This window comes from Tenacibaculum sp. FZY0031, from assembly GCF_036350695.1.
Lineage (GTDB): Bacteria > Bacteroidota > Bacteroidia > Flavobacteriales > Flavobacteriaceae > Polaribacter.
Map to the genome: position 1 here is coordinate 18,959 of NZ_JAZDVY010000008.1, position 16,521 is coordinate 35,479.

Genomic DNA, 16,521 nt, shown 5'->3' on the forward strand with positions numbered 1-16,521 from the left:
GTTATTTCTCAGGCTTTTTAATTAAAATCAATTAACTAAACCCTTCAAAAATGAAACACAATTATTATGTAAGAGCTGTGTTTTTATCTGCTTTTCTATTTGCAGGAGTTTATACTATAAACGCCCAAGAAAACAGAGAGTTAAAACACATTAAGTTCGACAAGTCTTCAAAAGTGTCTTTACAAAAAGCACCAGATTTAATTAAGCAAAAGTTAAAACTATTTAAAAATGATGGCTTGCAAAAAATTAAGTCAAACAGAGATGATTTAGGTTTTACACACGAAAAATTTCAACAAAAATTTAAAGGAATAAAAGTAGAATTTGCCACGTATACAGCACATGCAAAGAACGGTGCTTTAATGAGTATGAATGGTGAGTTTTATGATGTTGGAAAAGTACAAGTAATTCCAAAACTTTCAAAAGCGCAAGCGTTTAGAAAAGCGCTATCACACACAGGAGCAGAAAAGTATTTATGGGAGTTTCCTGAGGCAGCCAAAGAAATGGATAATTATAAAAAGCCAGAAGGAGAGTTGTTAATTCTTCCTAGAGAAATTATAGGAAAAAAAGAAGCCAGACTCGCTTATAAATTCGACATTTTCGCTACAAAGCCATTAAGTAGAGGATATTTATATATAGATGCTCATACAGGAGAAGCATTGTTTTACAATGCTATTATTAAGCACTTAGATGAATTTGGTCATGTAGGTGAGCTTACCGAGCACGCAAAAAAAAGTAAAAAAAATGTAGAAGCAATAACAGCTGCATTTGTGTCTGGTACTGCGCAAACTCGTTATAGCGGAACACGAACTATAGAAACATCACTAAGTGGAGGAAACTATATTTTAAGTGATTCTGGAAGAAAAATATATACCAGAGATGCAAAAAACCAAGCGCCAGGCTCTACCTACCCATATGTTACAAATTACGATCAGTTTACTGATAATGATAATAATTGGACCACAGCAGAACATAGTGCGAACAAAGATGATGCAGCATTAGATGCTCATTGGGGAGCCATGATGACCTACGAGTATTTTTTACAGAAGCATAACAGAAATAGTTATGACAACAGTGGAGCTCAAATTAGAAGCTATGTACATGTGGATACTAATTATGATAATGCTTTTTGGAACGGTTCGGTAATGTCTTATGGAGACGGTTCATCGAATGGAACGGAAGGAAATGGTAGTTTTGATGCTTTAACTTCTATTGATGTTGCCGCTCATGAAATAGGACATGCAGTATGTACGTATACAGCAAATTTAGCATACCAAAGAGAATCAGGAGCTTTAAATGAAGGTTTCTCAGATATTTGGGGAGCAGCTGTTGAACATTTTGCAAAAGGAAATGGAAACGATTTAAACCCAGACCTTTCAGTTTGGTTAATTGGAGATGAAATTGATAGACGTAGTGGTTCTGCTGCTTTACGTTCTATGAACGATCCAAAATCACAAGGGCAACCAGATACCTACGGAGGAACTTATTGGAAGAACCCAAATTGTGGTACTCCAACAAGATTTAATGATTACTGTGGAGTTCATACAAACTCAGGAGTTTTAAACAAATGGTTTTACTTACTATCAGTTGGTGGGTCTGGAACAAACGATGCAAGTGATACCTATAATGTAACAGGAATAGGAATCGCAAAAGCAGCTAAAATTGCCTATCGTACCGAAGCTAATTATTTATCAGCTAGTTCTACTTTTGCCGATGCAAGAACAGGAGCTATACAAGCAGCTACCGACTTATACGGAGCAAATTCTCAAGAAGTAATTTCTACAACCAATGCGTTTTATGCAGTCAATGTAGGAGAAGAATTTGTACAAACATGTGCTTTAGCAGCCCCAACAAATTTAAGTTCTTCAAATATTGGTGATAACGGATTTACGGTAACTTGGACAGCAGTTTCAGGAGCCGCTTCCTACGATGTAACCATTGGAGGAACGACAACAAATGTAGCAGGAACATCATTTAACGCTACAGGATTGTTAAGCGGAACAGAATATACAGTATCAGTAGCAGCCAAATGTACAGCAGGTGGAACAGGAACATCAGCAACAATGAATGTAACAACCACAGGTACACCACCACTTAACTATTGTGCTTCGCAAGGAAATAGCGTTGCTGATGAATATATAGAAAGAGTTCAGTTAGGAAGTATAGATAATACTTCAGATGGAGGTGGAGGATATTCTGATTTCACTACAATCTCAACCGATTTATCTATTGGTGATTCTAATACAATAACTATTACGCCTAAATGGACAGGTACTGTTTACAGTGAAGGTTATGGAGTATGGATTGATTATAACCAAGATGGAGATTTTTCTGATTCTGGAGAAACTGTTTGGACAAAAGCAGCATCGAAAGATACTCCTGTAAGTACTTCATTTACAGTGCCAGCTTCAGCTACTTTAGGAGCTACAAGAATGAGAGTTGTATTAAAATATAATGCTACACCAACAGCCTGTGAAGCAACATTTTCTTATGGTGAAGTAGAAGATTATACAGTTACTATTACAAATGCTACACCTGATACAGAAGCTCCTACAGTACCTTCTTCAGTAGCTGCATCTAATGTTGAAGAAACAACAGCAACATTAAGTTGGACTGCGTCTACAGATAATGTTGGAGTAGCTAGCTATGAAGTATTTAACGGAACTACAAGTGCAGGAACTGTTAGTGGTACATCTATGAACTTAACAGGATTAACTGCAAATACTACATATAACTTTACAGTAAAAGCAAAAGATGCGGCAGGAAACGTTTCAGCATCAAGTAACACAGCCACTTTTACAACAAAAGAAGTGTCTGCAGTAGAGTATTGTACTTCTCAAGGAAACAATTCTTCTTACGAATGGATTGACAGAGTTTCTATGGGAGGAGTTGACAACAATACAGGAAACGATGGTGGTTATAAAGATTATACCAACCTAACTATGAATGTGGCTCCAGGATCTAACCGACTGTATGTAAGTGCTGGTTTTAGTAGTTCTTCTTATACAGAGTATTGGAAAGCGTGGATTGACTACGATAAAGATGGTGTTTTTGAAGATACAGAAGTTGTGTTAAGTGGATCTTCTTCAAGTGCTGGAGAACTTTATGAAGATTTTACAATTCCATCAAACGTTTCAGGAACAACAAGACTTAGAGTTTCTATGAAGTTTAACAGCGCTCAAACAGCTTGTGAAACATTTACTTATGGAGAGGTAGAAGATTACACTGTTAATATTTCTTCAGGTTCTTTAGTACCTGCCATAACTGGTTTTTCAGCCGATATTGGTGGAGAAGTAATAGGAAATGAAGAAAGTTTAGACGTATTAGCATATCCTAATCCAGCAGTAGATTTTGTACAAGTAAAACTAGCTTCAAAAGCAGCTAAAATTAGTTACAAAGTGATAAACACTGTTGGTAAAGTAGTAAAAGAAGGTCGTTTAAAATCTTCTAATCTAGACATTTCAAAACTAAATACAGGAATGTACATTTTAGAGGTAAATGACGGACAAAAACTACTTACAACAAAACTGTTTAAAAAGTAAGTTTTTTAAAAACATTAAAGAAAAACAAAAGTCTGAGTTCTTACTCAGGCTTTTGCTTGTTTTAAATTGTAAACACCATTGAGAATACATCTTTGACTTAGCTAGGGGTGGCTGAACTATTAAAATTGGTTTAAAAAGGGTTAAAATGAGTCTATTCAAAAAGGTAAGAGACGAAGAAAAGGTAGCATGACAAAAGAGCTAGGAAATAAAAACTTAATTATTTAATTAAATTAATTCAAATGAACAAAAAGTTTAAATTTCTGATTGGAGGGCTGTCTGTTGCAGCAGTTTCAATTATTGGTTCAGATTATCTTAAAAAGCAAGATGTTGCTGATAAACTGGCCGAACAACGTAAAGTACACAGTACTTTTTTAAAGGAAAGTCCTTTAAATGAATCGTTAAAATGGGGGAAAAAAGAAAGAAAACTTAAAGGATTACCACCGAACAGGTATTTTGATCAAATGCAATTACTTACCATGAATCCAGCTACAGGAAAAATGGAAGATGGAAGTTTAGCAGGGTTGAGAGAAGAGCTGTTGAAAAAAAGAGCACAACAGAAAAATCCTGGAGACAATGGAAATTCATGGACTGAAAGAGGACCTAATAATGTAGGAGGCCGTACAAGAGTTGTTTTATTTGATCCAAATGACGCTACAAACAATATCGTATACGCTGGTGGAGTAAGTGGAGGATTATGGAAAAACACAGATATTAGCAATGCGAACTCGCAGTGGACAAGAATACAAAATGTACCAGGAAACTTATCGGTAACTTCTATTACAGTAGATCCAAGAAACTCAAATAGATGGTATGTAGGCACAGGGGAACAATATACAGCAGGAGACGTAGTAGGAAATGGTGTTTATGTAACTACCGATGGTGGTACAACATGGAACGCAGTTAATATACCAGCGGCAGGAGATGCAATTATTAATTACAATGCAAGCAATGTTTTCTTATCTGGAATTCATTATGTAAATGATGTACTAGCATGGGATAATGGAACCACAACAGAATTATTCGTTGCAGTTGGAGCCCATGTGTACGGAGATTCTTCTAGCCCTAGAAACTGGTTAGGATTGCAGTCTGCAGGATTGTACCGTTCTACAGATAACGGAAATACTTGGAACAGAATAGAAGCTGCCAATATGAAGTATACTTTTGGAGGAAAAGATTATTATTATATAGCGAATGATTTAGAAGTAAGTGCTAACAATACTTTATGGATGGGAACGATTGCTTCTGCTCTAGGAGAAGGTGGAGGTAGAGTATTTAGCTCTACAAATGGAGGTACTTGGACAGAGGCAGCAGCTTCACCTTTAACAGAATCTAATAGAGTTGAAATAGAACCTTCTGCTACCGATGCAAATAAGATTTACGCATTAACACAAGGAACAACAAGTGCTGCTCCTGTTCATATTTATAAAACAACCAATGCTTTTTCAACAGCAAGTGCAACATCATTGCCAAATGATGCAGATACAAATATTTCGGCAAACGATTTTTGTCGAGGACAAGCGTTTTATGACTTAGTAATTGAAGCAGATCCAACAAATGATAATATTGTATATGTTGGAGGTATCGACTTATTTAAAACCACAAACGGAGGATCTTCTTGGTCTCAATTATCACACTGGTATGGAGGTTTTGGTCATCAAAATGTTCACGCAGATCAACACTCAATAGCATTTGGAAACAACAACTCATCAAGAATGCTATTTGGAAATGATGGAGGAATCTATTATTCAGGAAATGCAGGAAGTACAATTAGTGTACGAAACAAAGGGTATAACGTAACCCAGTTTGTAAAGGCAGGAATTGGTCCTGACGGAGCAGGTGATGTTGATGGAATTTTTAGTGCGGGTGCTCAAGATAACGGTACTCAAGCCTTTAGAAATGCAGCAGCAGGAGTTAATAGCTCAACAGAATTAAGTGATGGTGATGGATTTTACACTTTCGTTGATAAAGATGGAGACTATATGATTGCTACCTACGTAAATAACGTAATATATAGGTTTAGCTTACCTTGGAATGGTTTGGGAAGGCAACAAGGAGGAGCTACAACATTATCAAGTGACCAAAATACAGGCGATTTCGTAAACCCTATGGGTTATGATAATGATGCAAATCGTTTATTATCTAATGCATCTACAAGCTCAGCTAATTCGATTTTGAGTATTAATGTAGCATCAAATTCAAAAGGAAACATAACAAATGCATTATTAGATGCTAGCCCAACAGCTTTTCAAGCATCTCCTTTTACAAATAATGTATGGTTTGTAGGGTTAGCGAACGGTAAACTATTAAAGTTAACAAACGTTACAAATTCTAACGCGACATGGTCAAATATCAATACTCCTTTTGTTGGTTCAGTATCTTCAGTAAGGTTTGGAGCTACAGAAAATGATATTTTTGTAACGATACATAACTATGGAGTAACGAGTGTTTGGGCTACTTCTGATGGAGGAACAAATTGGGTAAGCAAAGAAGGAAACTTACCAAATATTCCAGTAAGAGATATTTTACAAAATCCGTTAGATAGAACAGAAGCTATTTTAGCAACACAATTAGGAGTTTGGTCAACATCCAACTTTAATGATGCAAATCCTAATTGGAATCAAGCGTATAACGGAATGAGCGATGTGAGTGTTACTTCATTAGATTATTGGAATGTAAGTGGAGACCATGTTACTAACAAAGTTATCGCTTCTACTTATGGTAGAGGGGTATTTACAGGTTCGTTTACAAGCAATGCTGCTGCCGATACAGAAGCACCTTCTGCTCCAACTAATTTAACTGCGAGTTCTATAACAGCAACAAGTTTAACGTTAAATTGGACCGCATCAACAGATAACGTAGGTGTTACAGGGTATGATGTATACCAAGGAGCAACTAAAATAGGAAGCTCAACAACAACTTCATATAATGTAACCGGTTTAACAGCAAGTACAGCATATACATTTACTGTAAAAGCTAAAGATGCTGCAGGAAATATTTCAGCAGTGAGCAATACAGCAAATGCTACTACTACAGCAGCAACAATTACGTATTGTACCTCTAAAGGAAATAGCGTTTCAGATGAGTATATTGGAAGAGTTCAGTTAGGAAGTATTGATAATTCTTCAGGAGGAGGAAATGGATACTCTGACCACACTGGAATTTCTACCGATTTAGAAAAAGGAAAATCAAACACCATTACGATTACACCAACCTGGACAGGAACAAAATATGACGAAGGGTATGGAGTTTGGATTGATTACAACCAAGATGGAGATTTTTCTGATGCTGGAGAAACGGTTTGGACAAAAGCTAAATCGAAAGATACTCCTGTAAGTACATCGTTTACAGTGCCTAGTTCAGCGGTGGATGGAGCTACAAGAATGAGAATCGTTATGAAGTATAATGCAACACCAACAGCTTGTGAGGCATCATTCTCTTATGGTGAAGTAGAAGATTACACAGTGAATATTACAGCTGCTGTTGCCGATACACAAGCACCAACAGCACCTAGTAGTTTGGCTACATCAAACGTTGCACAAACTACATTAACTTTATCTTGGACAGCATCAACAGACAATGTAGGTGTTACAGGATACGATGTATATCAAGGAGCAACTAAGTTAACAACTGTTACAACAACATCTTACAACGTAACAGGGTTAACCGCTAATACAGCGTATACATTCTCAGTAAAAGCAGCAGATGCAGCAGGAAATATCTCTTCAGCAAGCAATACAGTAAATGTTACTACATTAGACAATGTTGTTACTTATTGTACTTCAAAAGGAAATAGAGTTTCCTATGAGTGGATAGATTATGTTTCTTTTGGAGGAATGACCAATACCACTGCTGCAAATGGAGGATATGGTGATTTTACAAACAAAATAGCAACAGTTACTCAAGGAACAACGAATCAAATTATTGTAAGTGCAGGATTTAGTGGTTCTTCATATACTGAGTATTTCACCGTTTGGATTGATTATAACCGTAATGGAACTTTTGAAAGTAGTGAACAAACTTCTTTAGGTTCGTCTAGTACAGCAGCAAATAGATCAGCAAATATCTCTATTCCAGCAAGTGCGTTATTAGGACAAACAAGAATGCGTGTATCTATGAAATACAACGGAGCATCAACAGCTTGTGAAACTTTTGCTGATGGAGAAGTAGAAGATTATACAGTGAATATTGTTAACTCATCATCTCCAGTAGCAATTTCAGGTACAAGTGATGCGTTTGCTGAGCCATTAGACAAAGAAGCAAAATTGAGTTTAATAGCATATCCAAACCCAGCTGTAAGTAATGTTACTGTGAGATTTGGAAGCAACGAAAATGTAAGTTATAAAATAACAAATACCATTGGTAGAGTTGTGTTAAGAGGAAAAACAGTTAATGGTACTGTAAATGTTTCTAATTTAAAAACAGGAATTTATTTATTAGAGGCGAACGATGGTAAAAAATCAGAAACCATTAAATTAATGAAGAAATAATAGCTTTTCTTTTAATTATAATAAAACCCGAGCAATTGCTCGGGTTTTTTGTTTCTTTGCATAAAATTTTAGAGAATGAATTACCTATCAGTAGAAAACATAGCAAAATCGTATGGCGAAAAGGTCTTATTTGAAGCTATTTCTTTTGGAATTAATAAAGATCAAAAAATAGCCTTTGTTGCTAAAAATGGTAGTGGAAAAACCTCTATTTTAAACATTATTGCTGGAAAGGACACACCAGATGAAGGACAAGTTATCAGCAGAAAAGGAATTAATATTGCGTATTTGGCACAAGATGATGACTTGAACCCTGAATTAACTATTGAAGAAACTATTTTTTCAACAGAAAGCACCATTCTTCCAATTATTCAGCAGTACGAAAAAGCATTACAAAATCCTGATGATACAGAAGCGTATCAAAAGGCATTTGAACTAATGGAACAGCATAATGCCTGGGATTTTGAAACACAGTACAAGCAAATACTTTCTAAGTTAAAGCTTGATGATTTGTCACAAAAAGTAGGAAAGCTTTCTGGAGGGCAAAAAAAGCGACTGTCGTTAGCAATCATTCTAATTAATAAACCTGATTTATTAATACTTGATGAGCCAACTAACCATTTAGATTTGGAAATGATTGAGTGGTTAGAAGCCTTTTTTGCGAAAGAAAAAATTACCTTGTTTATGGTTACACACGACCGTTATTTTTTAGAGCGTGTGTGTAATGAGATTATTGAATTAGACAACGGAAAGCTATATAAATACAAAGGAAACTATTCGTACTATCTTCAAAATAAAGAAGAGCGATTAGCTTTAGAAGCAACGAACTTAAGCAAAGCAAAAAGCTTGTTTAAAAAAGAGCTGGATTGGATGCGTCGCCAACCAAAAGCGCGTACGACCAAATCTAAATCACGTATAGATGACTTTTTCCAAATTAAAGAGAAAGCACATCAACGAAGAAAAGAGCATGAAGTTCAGTTAGAAATTAACATGGAGCGTTTAGGAAGCAAAATTGTAGAGCTTCATAAACTAAAAAAGAACTTTGGAGATAAAGTTATTTTAGATGGATTTGATTACGTTTTTAAACGAGGAGAACGTATAGGAATTATTGGAAAAAACGGAACAGGAAAATCCTCTTTCTTAAATATATTAACAGGTAAAATTCCTGTAGATGGCGGTAAGGTAATTGTAGGTGAAACGGTAAAATTTGGCTACTACACTCAAAAAGGAATCCAAATAAAAGAAGGTCAAAAAGTAATAGAAGTTATTAAAGAGTTTGGAGAAGAAATTCCGTTAACGAAAGGAAGAAGAATTTCTGCAGCTCAATTATTAGAACGTTTTTTATTCGACCGAAAAAAACAACACGATTTTGTTGAAAAGTTAAGCGGAGGAGAGCAAAAGCGGTTGTATTTGTGTGCGGTGTTAATTCAAAACCCTAACTTTTTAATTCTTGATGAGCCTACCAACGACTTGGATGTAGTAACGTTAAATGTGTTAGAGAGCTTTTTACTCGATTATCCAGGAAACCTAATGGTGGTATCGCACGACCGTTATTTTATGGATAAGATAGTTGATGGCTTATTTGTTTTTAAAGGAAATGGAGAAGTAGAGAATTTTCCTGGAAATTACTCTGATTACAGAGCATATGAAAGCTCTTTACCACCAGAACCTAAGGAAGAGAAAAAAGTAGCTGAAAAGCAAGAAAAAACACCTCAAAAAGGAAAGTTGAGTTATAACGAAAAACGAGAGTTTGGTCAACTAGAGGTTGATATTGAAAGGCTACAAAAGAAGAAAGTAAAATTAGAAGCGCAATTCACCAAGGGAGAAATAGCGATGGATGATATCAATGAAAAATCACTCGAATTACAAGAAGTTATAGATAGTTTAGAAGAAAAAGAAGAACGTTGGTTTGAGCTTTCGATGAAGTTGGAAGGAGAATAGGTGTGATATTACACCCTTATAATGTCAACTTCATCAATTAAAGGTTTATTTAAAAAACGAAGCAGGAGTTGTGCAACCGCTACAGTATCGCGTTCGCAATATTCAACAATACGTGATAGGTTTTTTTCTTGGTAATACACATTAGCAACCTCACTTCCATCAATATCTTGTTTGGGAGAGGGAATTCCTAAAATAGCAGTCAGTAATTTTAAAGAAGTGTAGTGTTTATAGTCGCCAAACTTCCATAAATCCATTGTATCTAAATGTGGTATCTCCCAAGGTTTTTTACCAAATAAATTGAGTTTGTTTGGTAAATCTACTCGATTAATAATCATTCGTCGTGCGATGTATGGAAAATCAAATTCTTTTCCATTATGTGCACATAATAGGTGGTTTGGATGGTTAAAATGTGTATCGAGCAAATTTTTAAAATCAAGCAAAAGTTTGTGCTCATTATCGCCATAAAAAGAAGTAACTCGTAGTTGGTTTTCACCTTTACGTTCTACAAAATACCCTACTGAAATACAGATGATTTTCCCAAACTCAGCCCAAATTCCTGCTCGATGATAAAACTCTTCAGGAGTAAATTCATCTTTACGTTGGTATTGTGTTTTTAAAGCATACAACTCTTGCATTTCAGGAGATAAATCAGCAAACAATTCTACTTCAGGAACGGTTTCAATATCTAAAAACAAGATGTTTTGTAAATGGAGTTTATTCAGCATTTTTTTCTTTGATTAAAACATAAACATCGGCACTAGATAAATATTTTTTGGTTGCATTATCATCTATTTTCGATAAACCAATACTATGGAAAATAAATTTTACGCTTAGCGTTTTAAAGTCATGTTCAATGGTCATTAAATCAGGTGATATAGTATAGTTTTTTTCTTGAGCCTTAAGTTTTTTAATCATTTCAGAACAATCAATTTCACCAATAGAAGTATCACCTTTTAAAACGTTAATAGTATTTATTTTTTCACTCAAATAAAAACGATATCCCTGAATTATATTCTTCTTATTGTAGTTGTTAAGAAATAGTCTTTTTAAAAAATCGTATTTCTTAGTGTTGATAGTTAAATTAAATTCATCAACGCTGTAATAATCGTTTCCATATGTTTTATGAGGAGAGTTTGTTACCTTTATCTCTAAACTATCCATTAACCTGTTTTGCAGTTGCCAACGACCATCAGTTTTAAACATTGTTTTTGGATTATAGCCTAAAATAGGTTCTACTTTATGTAGTTCTTGCTTATTGTTCAGGTACCTCACGATGGAACGAAGTTGATTTTTCTTTTCAAACGTGGTAGAAAAGTTATCTTTTTTAATAGCAGTATATACCTTTTTAAATTGAAGAAGCTGACTCTTTGTTGATATCGAAAAAACGCCCCAAAAACCAAAAGAAACGAGAAAAGCAATACCAGCCAAACTAAAAGGAAAGACCTTCATTTTTTTACCTTTACTAAAAAGTATGTAGAGGCACATGGCCAAAATCCAACAAGCTAAAACAAGTACGAAATAACGGTTTTCGGTGACACCATATTCATTAATACGTCTAAAAATAGCAATAAAAAGTAAAGCAATTAGTGGTAGTAATAAGTAATAAAACCACGGGTAAAACCTGCTAATTGTACGAGAATTTATGGTTTTTTGAATGGGGTTGATAAGTATTTGAACAATAAACCCTAAAAAAGAAAGGGCAATAACTAAATAAGAAACCCATCCCTTAGGTAAGTTCCAGTTGATTATTATTTTTAACCCATACGCGTATAAAATGATGAGGTATAAAATTACTAGCGGAATTAAGATGTACTTAACCAATACCTCCAGAGCTTTGGTATAGTTAATAGCGAGTTGGTTATGAACTTCTTTAGGAAAATCAGAAAGGTAAATCCAGGTGTTTACAATTCCTATGCAAAACACAAAAACCTGAAAAAAACGTTCTCCTTTAAAATCAATAGCAAACAAATGTTTAATAGCCAGAAGTGCTAACACAATACCTAAATATAATATCAGGGAGAAAAAAAGACTTCTAACTAAAGCTATAAAAACAGATTTTAAGTAATTGAAATACGCAGATTTATTCCAGCTAAAAACAAAGGGAGCCACCATTACAAGTAAATGCCCAGTTAGAAAGTAAAGCACAAAACGGATGATAGAGTTTTGATGAATCTCTGAACCATCAATATCAACACTAAAATAAAATAAGAGTAGAAAGCCCAAAGTTAGTAAGAATACCCACGTTTTATCTTTTGTAAACTGTTCTTCAAAAAAACGAGTAGCAATCAACCAACTAATTCCCAAGGTAAAAATTAAAATAGTCTTGCCGTAAAAAGCACTATCAAAAGTATTCGTTTCAATTGTACATAAAGTAAAAAGGGTGCCTACAATTGCCCAACAAAGAGTTATAGGAAATCGTTTAAATGTATCTTTAGCATTGGAAGTAATTTCTCCAAGGGAAGAAATGATTTTCATAAGAAACAATTTGTATAAAGATACAAAAACAACCAAAAAAGAAAAACAAAAGAAATTTCTTAATTCCTTTTAAGCAAAAGTTTAGTAAATATTAAATGAACGTTAAGTTAAGCATGCATATAATGGGTTTATTTTTTTATGATTACTTTTGAGTAACACAATAAAAATGAATAATGAACACCAGCGACATTAAAATTTTACTAGTTGATGATGAACCAGATATTTTAGAAATTGTAGGTTACAATTTAAAATCAGAAGGATATCAGGTCTTTACTGCAAACAATGGTGCAGAAGCTGTTAAAACAGCAAAAAAAGTAACTCCACATTTAATCTTACTAGATATTATGATGCCTGAAATGGATGGTATCGAAGCATGCGAAAAAATTAGAAACATAAAGTCTTTGGAAGATGTTTTAATTTCTTTTTTAACTGCTAGAGGAGAAGACTATTCACAAGTAGCAGGTTTTGATGCTGGAGCAGACGATTATATAACCAAACCAGTAAAACCGAAAGTATTAATAAGCAAAGTTAAATCGTTATTACGTCGTTTAAAGACAGAAGAAAAGGCAGATACGACCACAAAAATTGGAGATATTGTAATTAATAGAGACGAGTATGTAGTTTTTAAAGGAGAAGAAAAAATTTCTTTACCAAGAAAAGAATTTGAATTATTTTCTTTACTAACTTCCAAACCGGGCAAGGTATTTAAAAGAGAAGTTATTTTAGATAGTGTTTGGGGCAATGAAGTAGTAGTAGGAGGTAGAACGATAGATGTACATATACGTAAACTTAGAGAAAAGATAGGAGATCACTATTTTAAAACGGTAAAAGGGGTTGGATACAAGTTTGTGCTAGATGAAACAGACAAATAATTTTCAAACTCAAAAATTAATAAGTAGATTGCTAGCTAGCAATCTATTTTTTTATCGTGAAATGAGCGCTACTAATTTCTAGTACAATTAATAGCGAATAACATCTGACATTTAAAATACAATAGAAACAAACAGATGAAAAAAATAAAAAAAACCTATAACTACGCACTTTGGTCAGCTTTATACTCAACACTATTATCTATAGTTATAGCAGTATTATCGTACTTGTTTTTACTAAACAGTTTAGGGCTTATAACCATTGTAATTTTTGGTATTGTAATGTTTATCATCTCTTTTTTTGTAATCCAATATAGAGCAGAGCACTTTATTTACCAACGAGTAAAAAAGATGTACGAAGACATTTCTATTTTAGACGAGAACGACTTAAAGAGAAATAAAGTAACGACAGATATGGAAGCACTTACCAAAAGTGTGCAAGAGTATGTTGAAGGAAAGAGTGAGGAAATAGCAAACTTAACACAACGAGATTCATTTCGCCGAGACTTCTTAGGAAATGTGGCTCATGAGCTTAAAACACCGCTTTTTACAGTACAAGGATATATTTTAACGCTTATCGAAGGAGCTGCAGATGATAAGGAAATTCTTGAAAAATACTTAGAAAGAGCGAACAAAGGTGTAGAACGATTAACGTCAATTGTGAAAGACTTAGACATGATTGCTAAGTTAGAAACTGAGGGAATGAAAATGAACATTCAAACTTTTAACATTATTGAACTTATTCAAAATGTGTTTGACTTGTTTGAAATGAAAGCAAAAAAGAGAAATATTACGTTGCGTTTTGATCGTGTGTATGACTTTCCTCATTTGGTAAAAGGCGATGTTGAACGAATAGAACAAGTACTAATTAACCTTGTTGTAAATTCTATTAAATATGGTAGAGTGGGAGGAATTACTACCGTGAGTGTTGAGCCGTATAACCAGCATAAGTTTATTATTAAAATAAATGATAACGGTGAGGGAATAAAACAAGAACACCTTTCACGCTTATTCGAGCGTTTTTATCGTGTAGATCAAAGCAGGTCTCGTGAACAAGGAGGGTCTGGATTAGGACTTTCTATTGTGAAACATATTATAGAAGCACACAACGAAACCATTCTTTTAAAAAGCGTACATGGAGAAGGTTCTGAATTTTCTTTTACCCTTGAAAAAGCAATGAAATAAAAAAGGAGTTGATTATCAACTCCTTTTTTATCCTTAATTTATTCTAGTTTTTTAATAACCTTACACGGATTCCCAAACGCTAATACATTATCGGGAATATCTTTTGTAACAATACTACCAGCACCAATAGTTACATTATTTCCTATAGTAACACCAGGTAAAATAACGGAGTTCCCGCCTATCCAAACATTATCACCAATAAAGACAGGTTTAGTAGCTGTTAAGTATCGAGTATTAGGTGCTTTAATTATTCTTTCAGAAGCTTTTAAAGGATGAATTGCTGTATATATTTGAACATAAGGAGCAATTAATCCGTTTTTACCAATCGTAATCTTATTAGTATCTAAAAAGATACAATTTGTATTTACAAAGGTATTTTCACCGATTGAAATATTTTCGCCATAATCACAAAAAAAAGGAGTTTCAATCCACACACCATTTCCTTTAAACTGAAGGAGATCATTTAAAATTGATGCTTTTTCTTGTGTTAATTCTGAATCAAGGTTATTATAAAGCTTCAATAATTTACGTGCTTTATGGTACATTTTTATTAATTCAACATCTCTTGAATCATAAAAATCACCCTTAAGCATTTTTTCTCTTTCAGTCACATTACCTATTTTGGTTGCTATTTTAAATCGAATCCAATATCTTTTCGAAAATTCATTTGATCAAAGGCTATTTTATCAATGTTTTTGTATGATTTTTCTAAGGCTGCTTCCATAGAATCTCCAAAAGAAGTAATTGCCATAACACGTCCGCCACTCGTAACTACTTTACCGTCTTTTAAAGTAGTTCCCGCATGAAAAACAATCGAATCTTTTACAGTATCAAAACCAGTAATTTCCTTCCCTTTTTCGTAAGCTTCAGGATACCCGCCAGAAACTAACATCACAGTCGTAGCTGTTTGCGGAGTAACTTCATACGATTTTTCTCCTAAAGTTTGCGTTGCAACTCCTTCAAATAAATCGACTAAATCTGATTGTATACGAGGTAATACTACTTCCGTTTCCGGATCTCCCATACGAACGTTGTATTCAACTACTGATGGATTTCCGTTATCGTTCATCAATCCGATAAAAATAAATCCTCTGTAATCAATTCCGTCTTTTTGCAAACCGTCAATTGTTGGTTTAACGATCAATTCTTCCACTTTCGTTAAAAAATCATCCGTAGCAAAAGGAACAGGAGAAATAGCGCCCATACCGCCTGTATTTAGTCCTGTGTCTCCTTCTCCAATACGTTTGTAGTCTTTAGCAGAAGGCAATATTTTATAATTTTTTCCGTCAGTTAACACGAAAACCGATAATTCTATTCCTTTTAAAAACTCTTCAATAACTACTGTTGATGAAGCGCTTCCAAATTTTTGATTGGAAAGCATCTCTTCTAATTCGGCTTTGGCTTCTTCTAAATCGTTTAAGATTAACACTCCTTTTCCAGCAGCCAATCCGTCTGCTTTTAATACATACGGAGCATCTAATGTTTCTAAGAAACTTTTTCCTTCAGCTAAGGTTTCTGTAGTAAAAGATTGATAACGAGCAGTAGGAATGTTGTGTTTTTCCATAAACTGCTTCGAAAAATCTTTACTTCCTTCTAACAAAGCACCGTCTTTTTTAGGTCCAATTACAGGAATGTTTTTTAACTCTTCATCAGCTAAGAAAAAATCGTGAACTCCTTCTACTAAAGGAGCTTCTGGACCTACTACAACCATATTGATATTGTGTTGCAAAACGGTTTCTTTTACCTGTGTAAAATTAGTTGGATTGATAGCTAAATTCGTAGCAATTGCATCAGTTCCTGCGTTACCAGGAGCAACATAAAGGTTGTTGATTTTAGTACTTTCTGAAAGTTTTTTAGCAAAGGCGTGTTCTCTACCGCCCGATCCTAAAATTAGAATATTCATCGTTGTGTGTTGTTGTATTGTGAGTGCAAATATAAAATAAGAAAAAAGGCTATGAGCAAAACCAGTCTTTAAAATTGCATAAAAAAGCTAAAAAGGCATCATTTCAAGCGAAATGATGCCTTTTT

At 34.3% G+C, this 16,521-nt stretch carries 9 protein-coding genes; 5 read left to right on the plus strand and 4 right to left on the minus strand.

Features of this window, described 5'->3' with window-relative positions; translation table 11 throughout:
• The first annotated feature begins 50 nt into the window (after window positions 1-50).
• From V1T75_RS12235 to V1T75_RS12245, 3 genes are all read left to right on the plus strand, one after another.
• Window positions 51-3,539 (plus strand): M4 family metallopeptidase, encoded by a 3,489-nt coding sequence (locus tag V1T75_RS12235; RefSeq protein ID WP_330488813.1) that lies wholly within the window; start codon window positions 51-53, stop codon window positions 3,537-3,539.
• Between the two features lie 239 nt (window positions 3,540-3,778).
• Window positions 3,779-8,026 (plus strand): GEVED domain-containing protein, encoded by a 4,248-nt coding sequence (locus V1T75_RS12240; RefSeq protein WP_330488814.1) that lies wholly within the window; start codon window positions 3,779-3,781, stop codon window positions 8,024-8,026.
• Window positions 8,027-8,101: 75 nt separating this feature from the next.
• Window positions 8,102-9,964: an ABC-F family ATP-binding cassette domain-containing protein gene (locus V1T75_RS12245; RefSeq protein ID WP_330488815.1), complete on the plus strand. Its 1,863-nt coding sequence runs from the start codon at window positions 8,102-8,104 to the stop codon at window positions 9,962-9,964.
• 8 nt (window positions 9,965-9,972) lie between these two features.
• On the opposite strand, the gene V1T75_RS12250 is transcribed toward V1T75_RS12245, so the two are convergent.
• Both V1T75_RS12250 and V1T75_RS12255 read right to left on the minus strand, forming a co-directional pair.
• The gene (locus V1T75_RS12250) at window positions 9,973-10,689 is read right to left on the minus strand and encodes a 3'-5' exonuclease (protein WP_330488816.1); all 717 of its coding nucleotides are present in this window, start codon (window positions 10,687-10,689) and stop codon (window positions 9,973-9,975) included.
• Window positions 10,679-12,439 carry a DUF4153 domain-containing protein gene (locus tag V1T75_RS12255; RefSeq protein ID WP_330488817.1) on the minus strand — a complete coding sequence of 587 codons (1,761 nt, stop codon included), beginning with the start codon at window positions 12,437-12,439 and terminating at the stop codon, window positions 10,679-10,681. Before V1T75_RS12255 ends, V1T75_RS12250 begins: the two co-directional genes overlap by 11 nt.
• 173 nt (window positions 12,440-12,612) lie before the next feature.
• Between V1T75_RS12255 and V1T75_RS12260 the strand changes: the two genes are divergently transcribed.
• Both V1T75_RS12260 and V1T75_RS12265 read left to right on the plus strand, forming a co-directional pair.
• Entirely contained in the window at window positions 12,613-13,311 is a 699-nt protein-coding gene (locus V1T75_RS12260) for a response regulator transcription factor (RefSeq protein ID WP_330488818.1), read from the plus strand.
• 135 nt (window positions 13,312-13,446) lie between these two features.
• Window positions 13,447-14,493, plus strand: a complete 1,047-nt coding sequence (locus tag V1T75_RS12265; RefSeq protein WP_330488819.1) for a sensor histidine kinase — start codon at window positions 13,447-13,449, stop codon at window positions 14,491-14,493.
• A gap of 38 nt (window positions 14,494-14,531) precedes the next feature.
• Here V1T75_RS12265 and V1T75_RS12270 read toward each other — a convergent pair whose 3' ends face one another.
• Window positions 14,532-15,104 (minus strand): sugar O-acetyltransferase, encoded by a 573-nt coding sequence (locus V1T75_RS12270; protein ID WP_330488820.1) that lies wholly within the window; start codon window positions 15,102-15,104, stop codon window positions 14,532-14,534.
• 17 nt (window positions 15,105-15,121) lie between these two features.
• Entirely contained in the window at window positions 15,122-16,396 is a 1,275-nt protein-coding gene (gene purD, locus V1T75_RS12275; protein ID WP_330488821.1) for a phosphoribosylamine--glycine ligase, read from the minus strand.
• Between the last annotated feature and the right edge of the window lie 125 nt (window positions 16,397-16,521).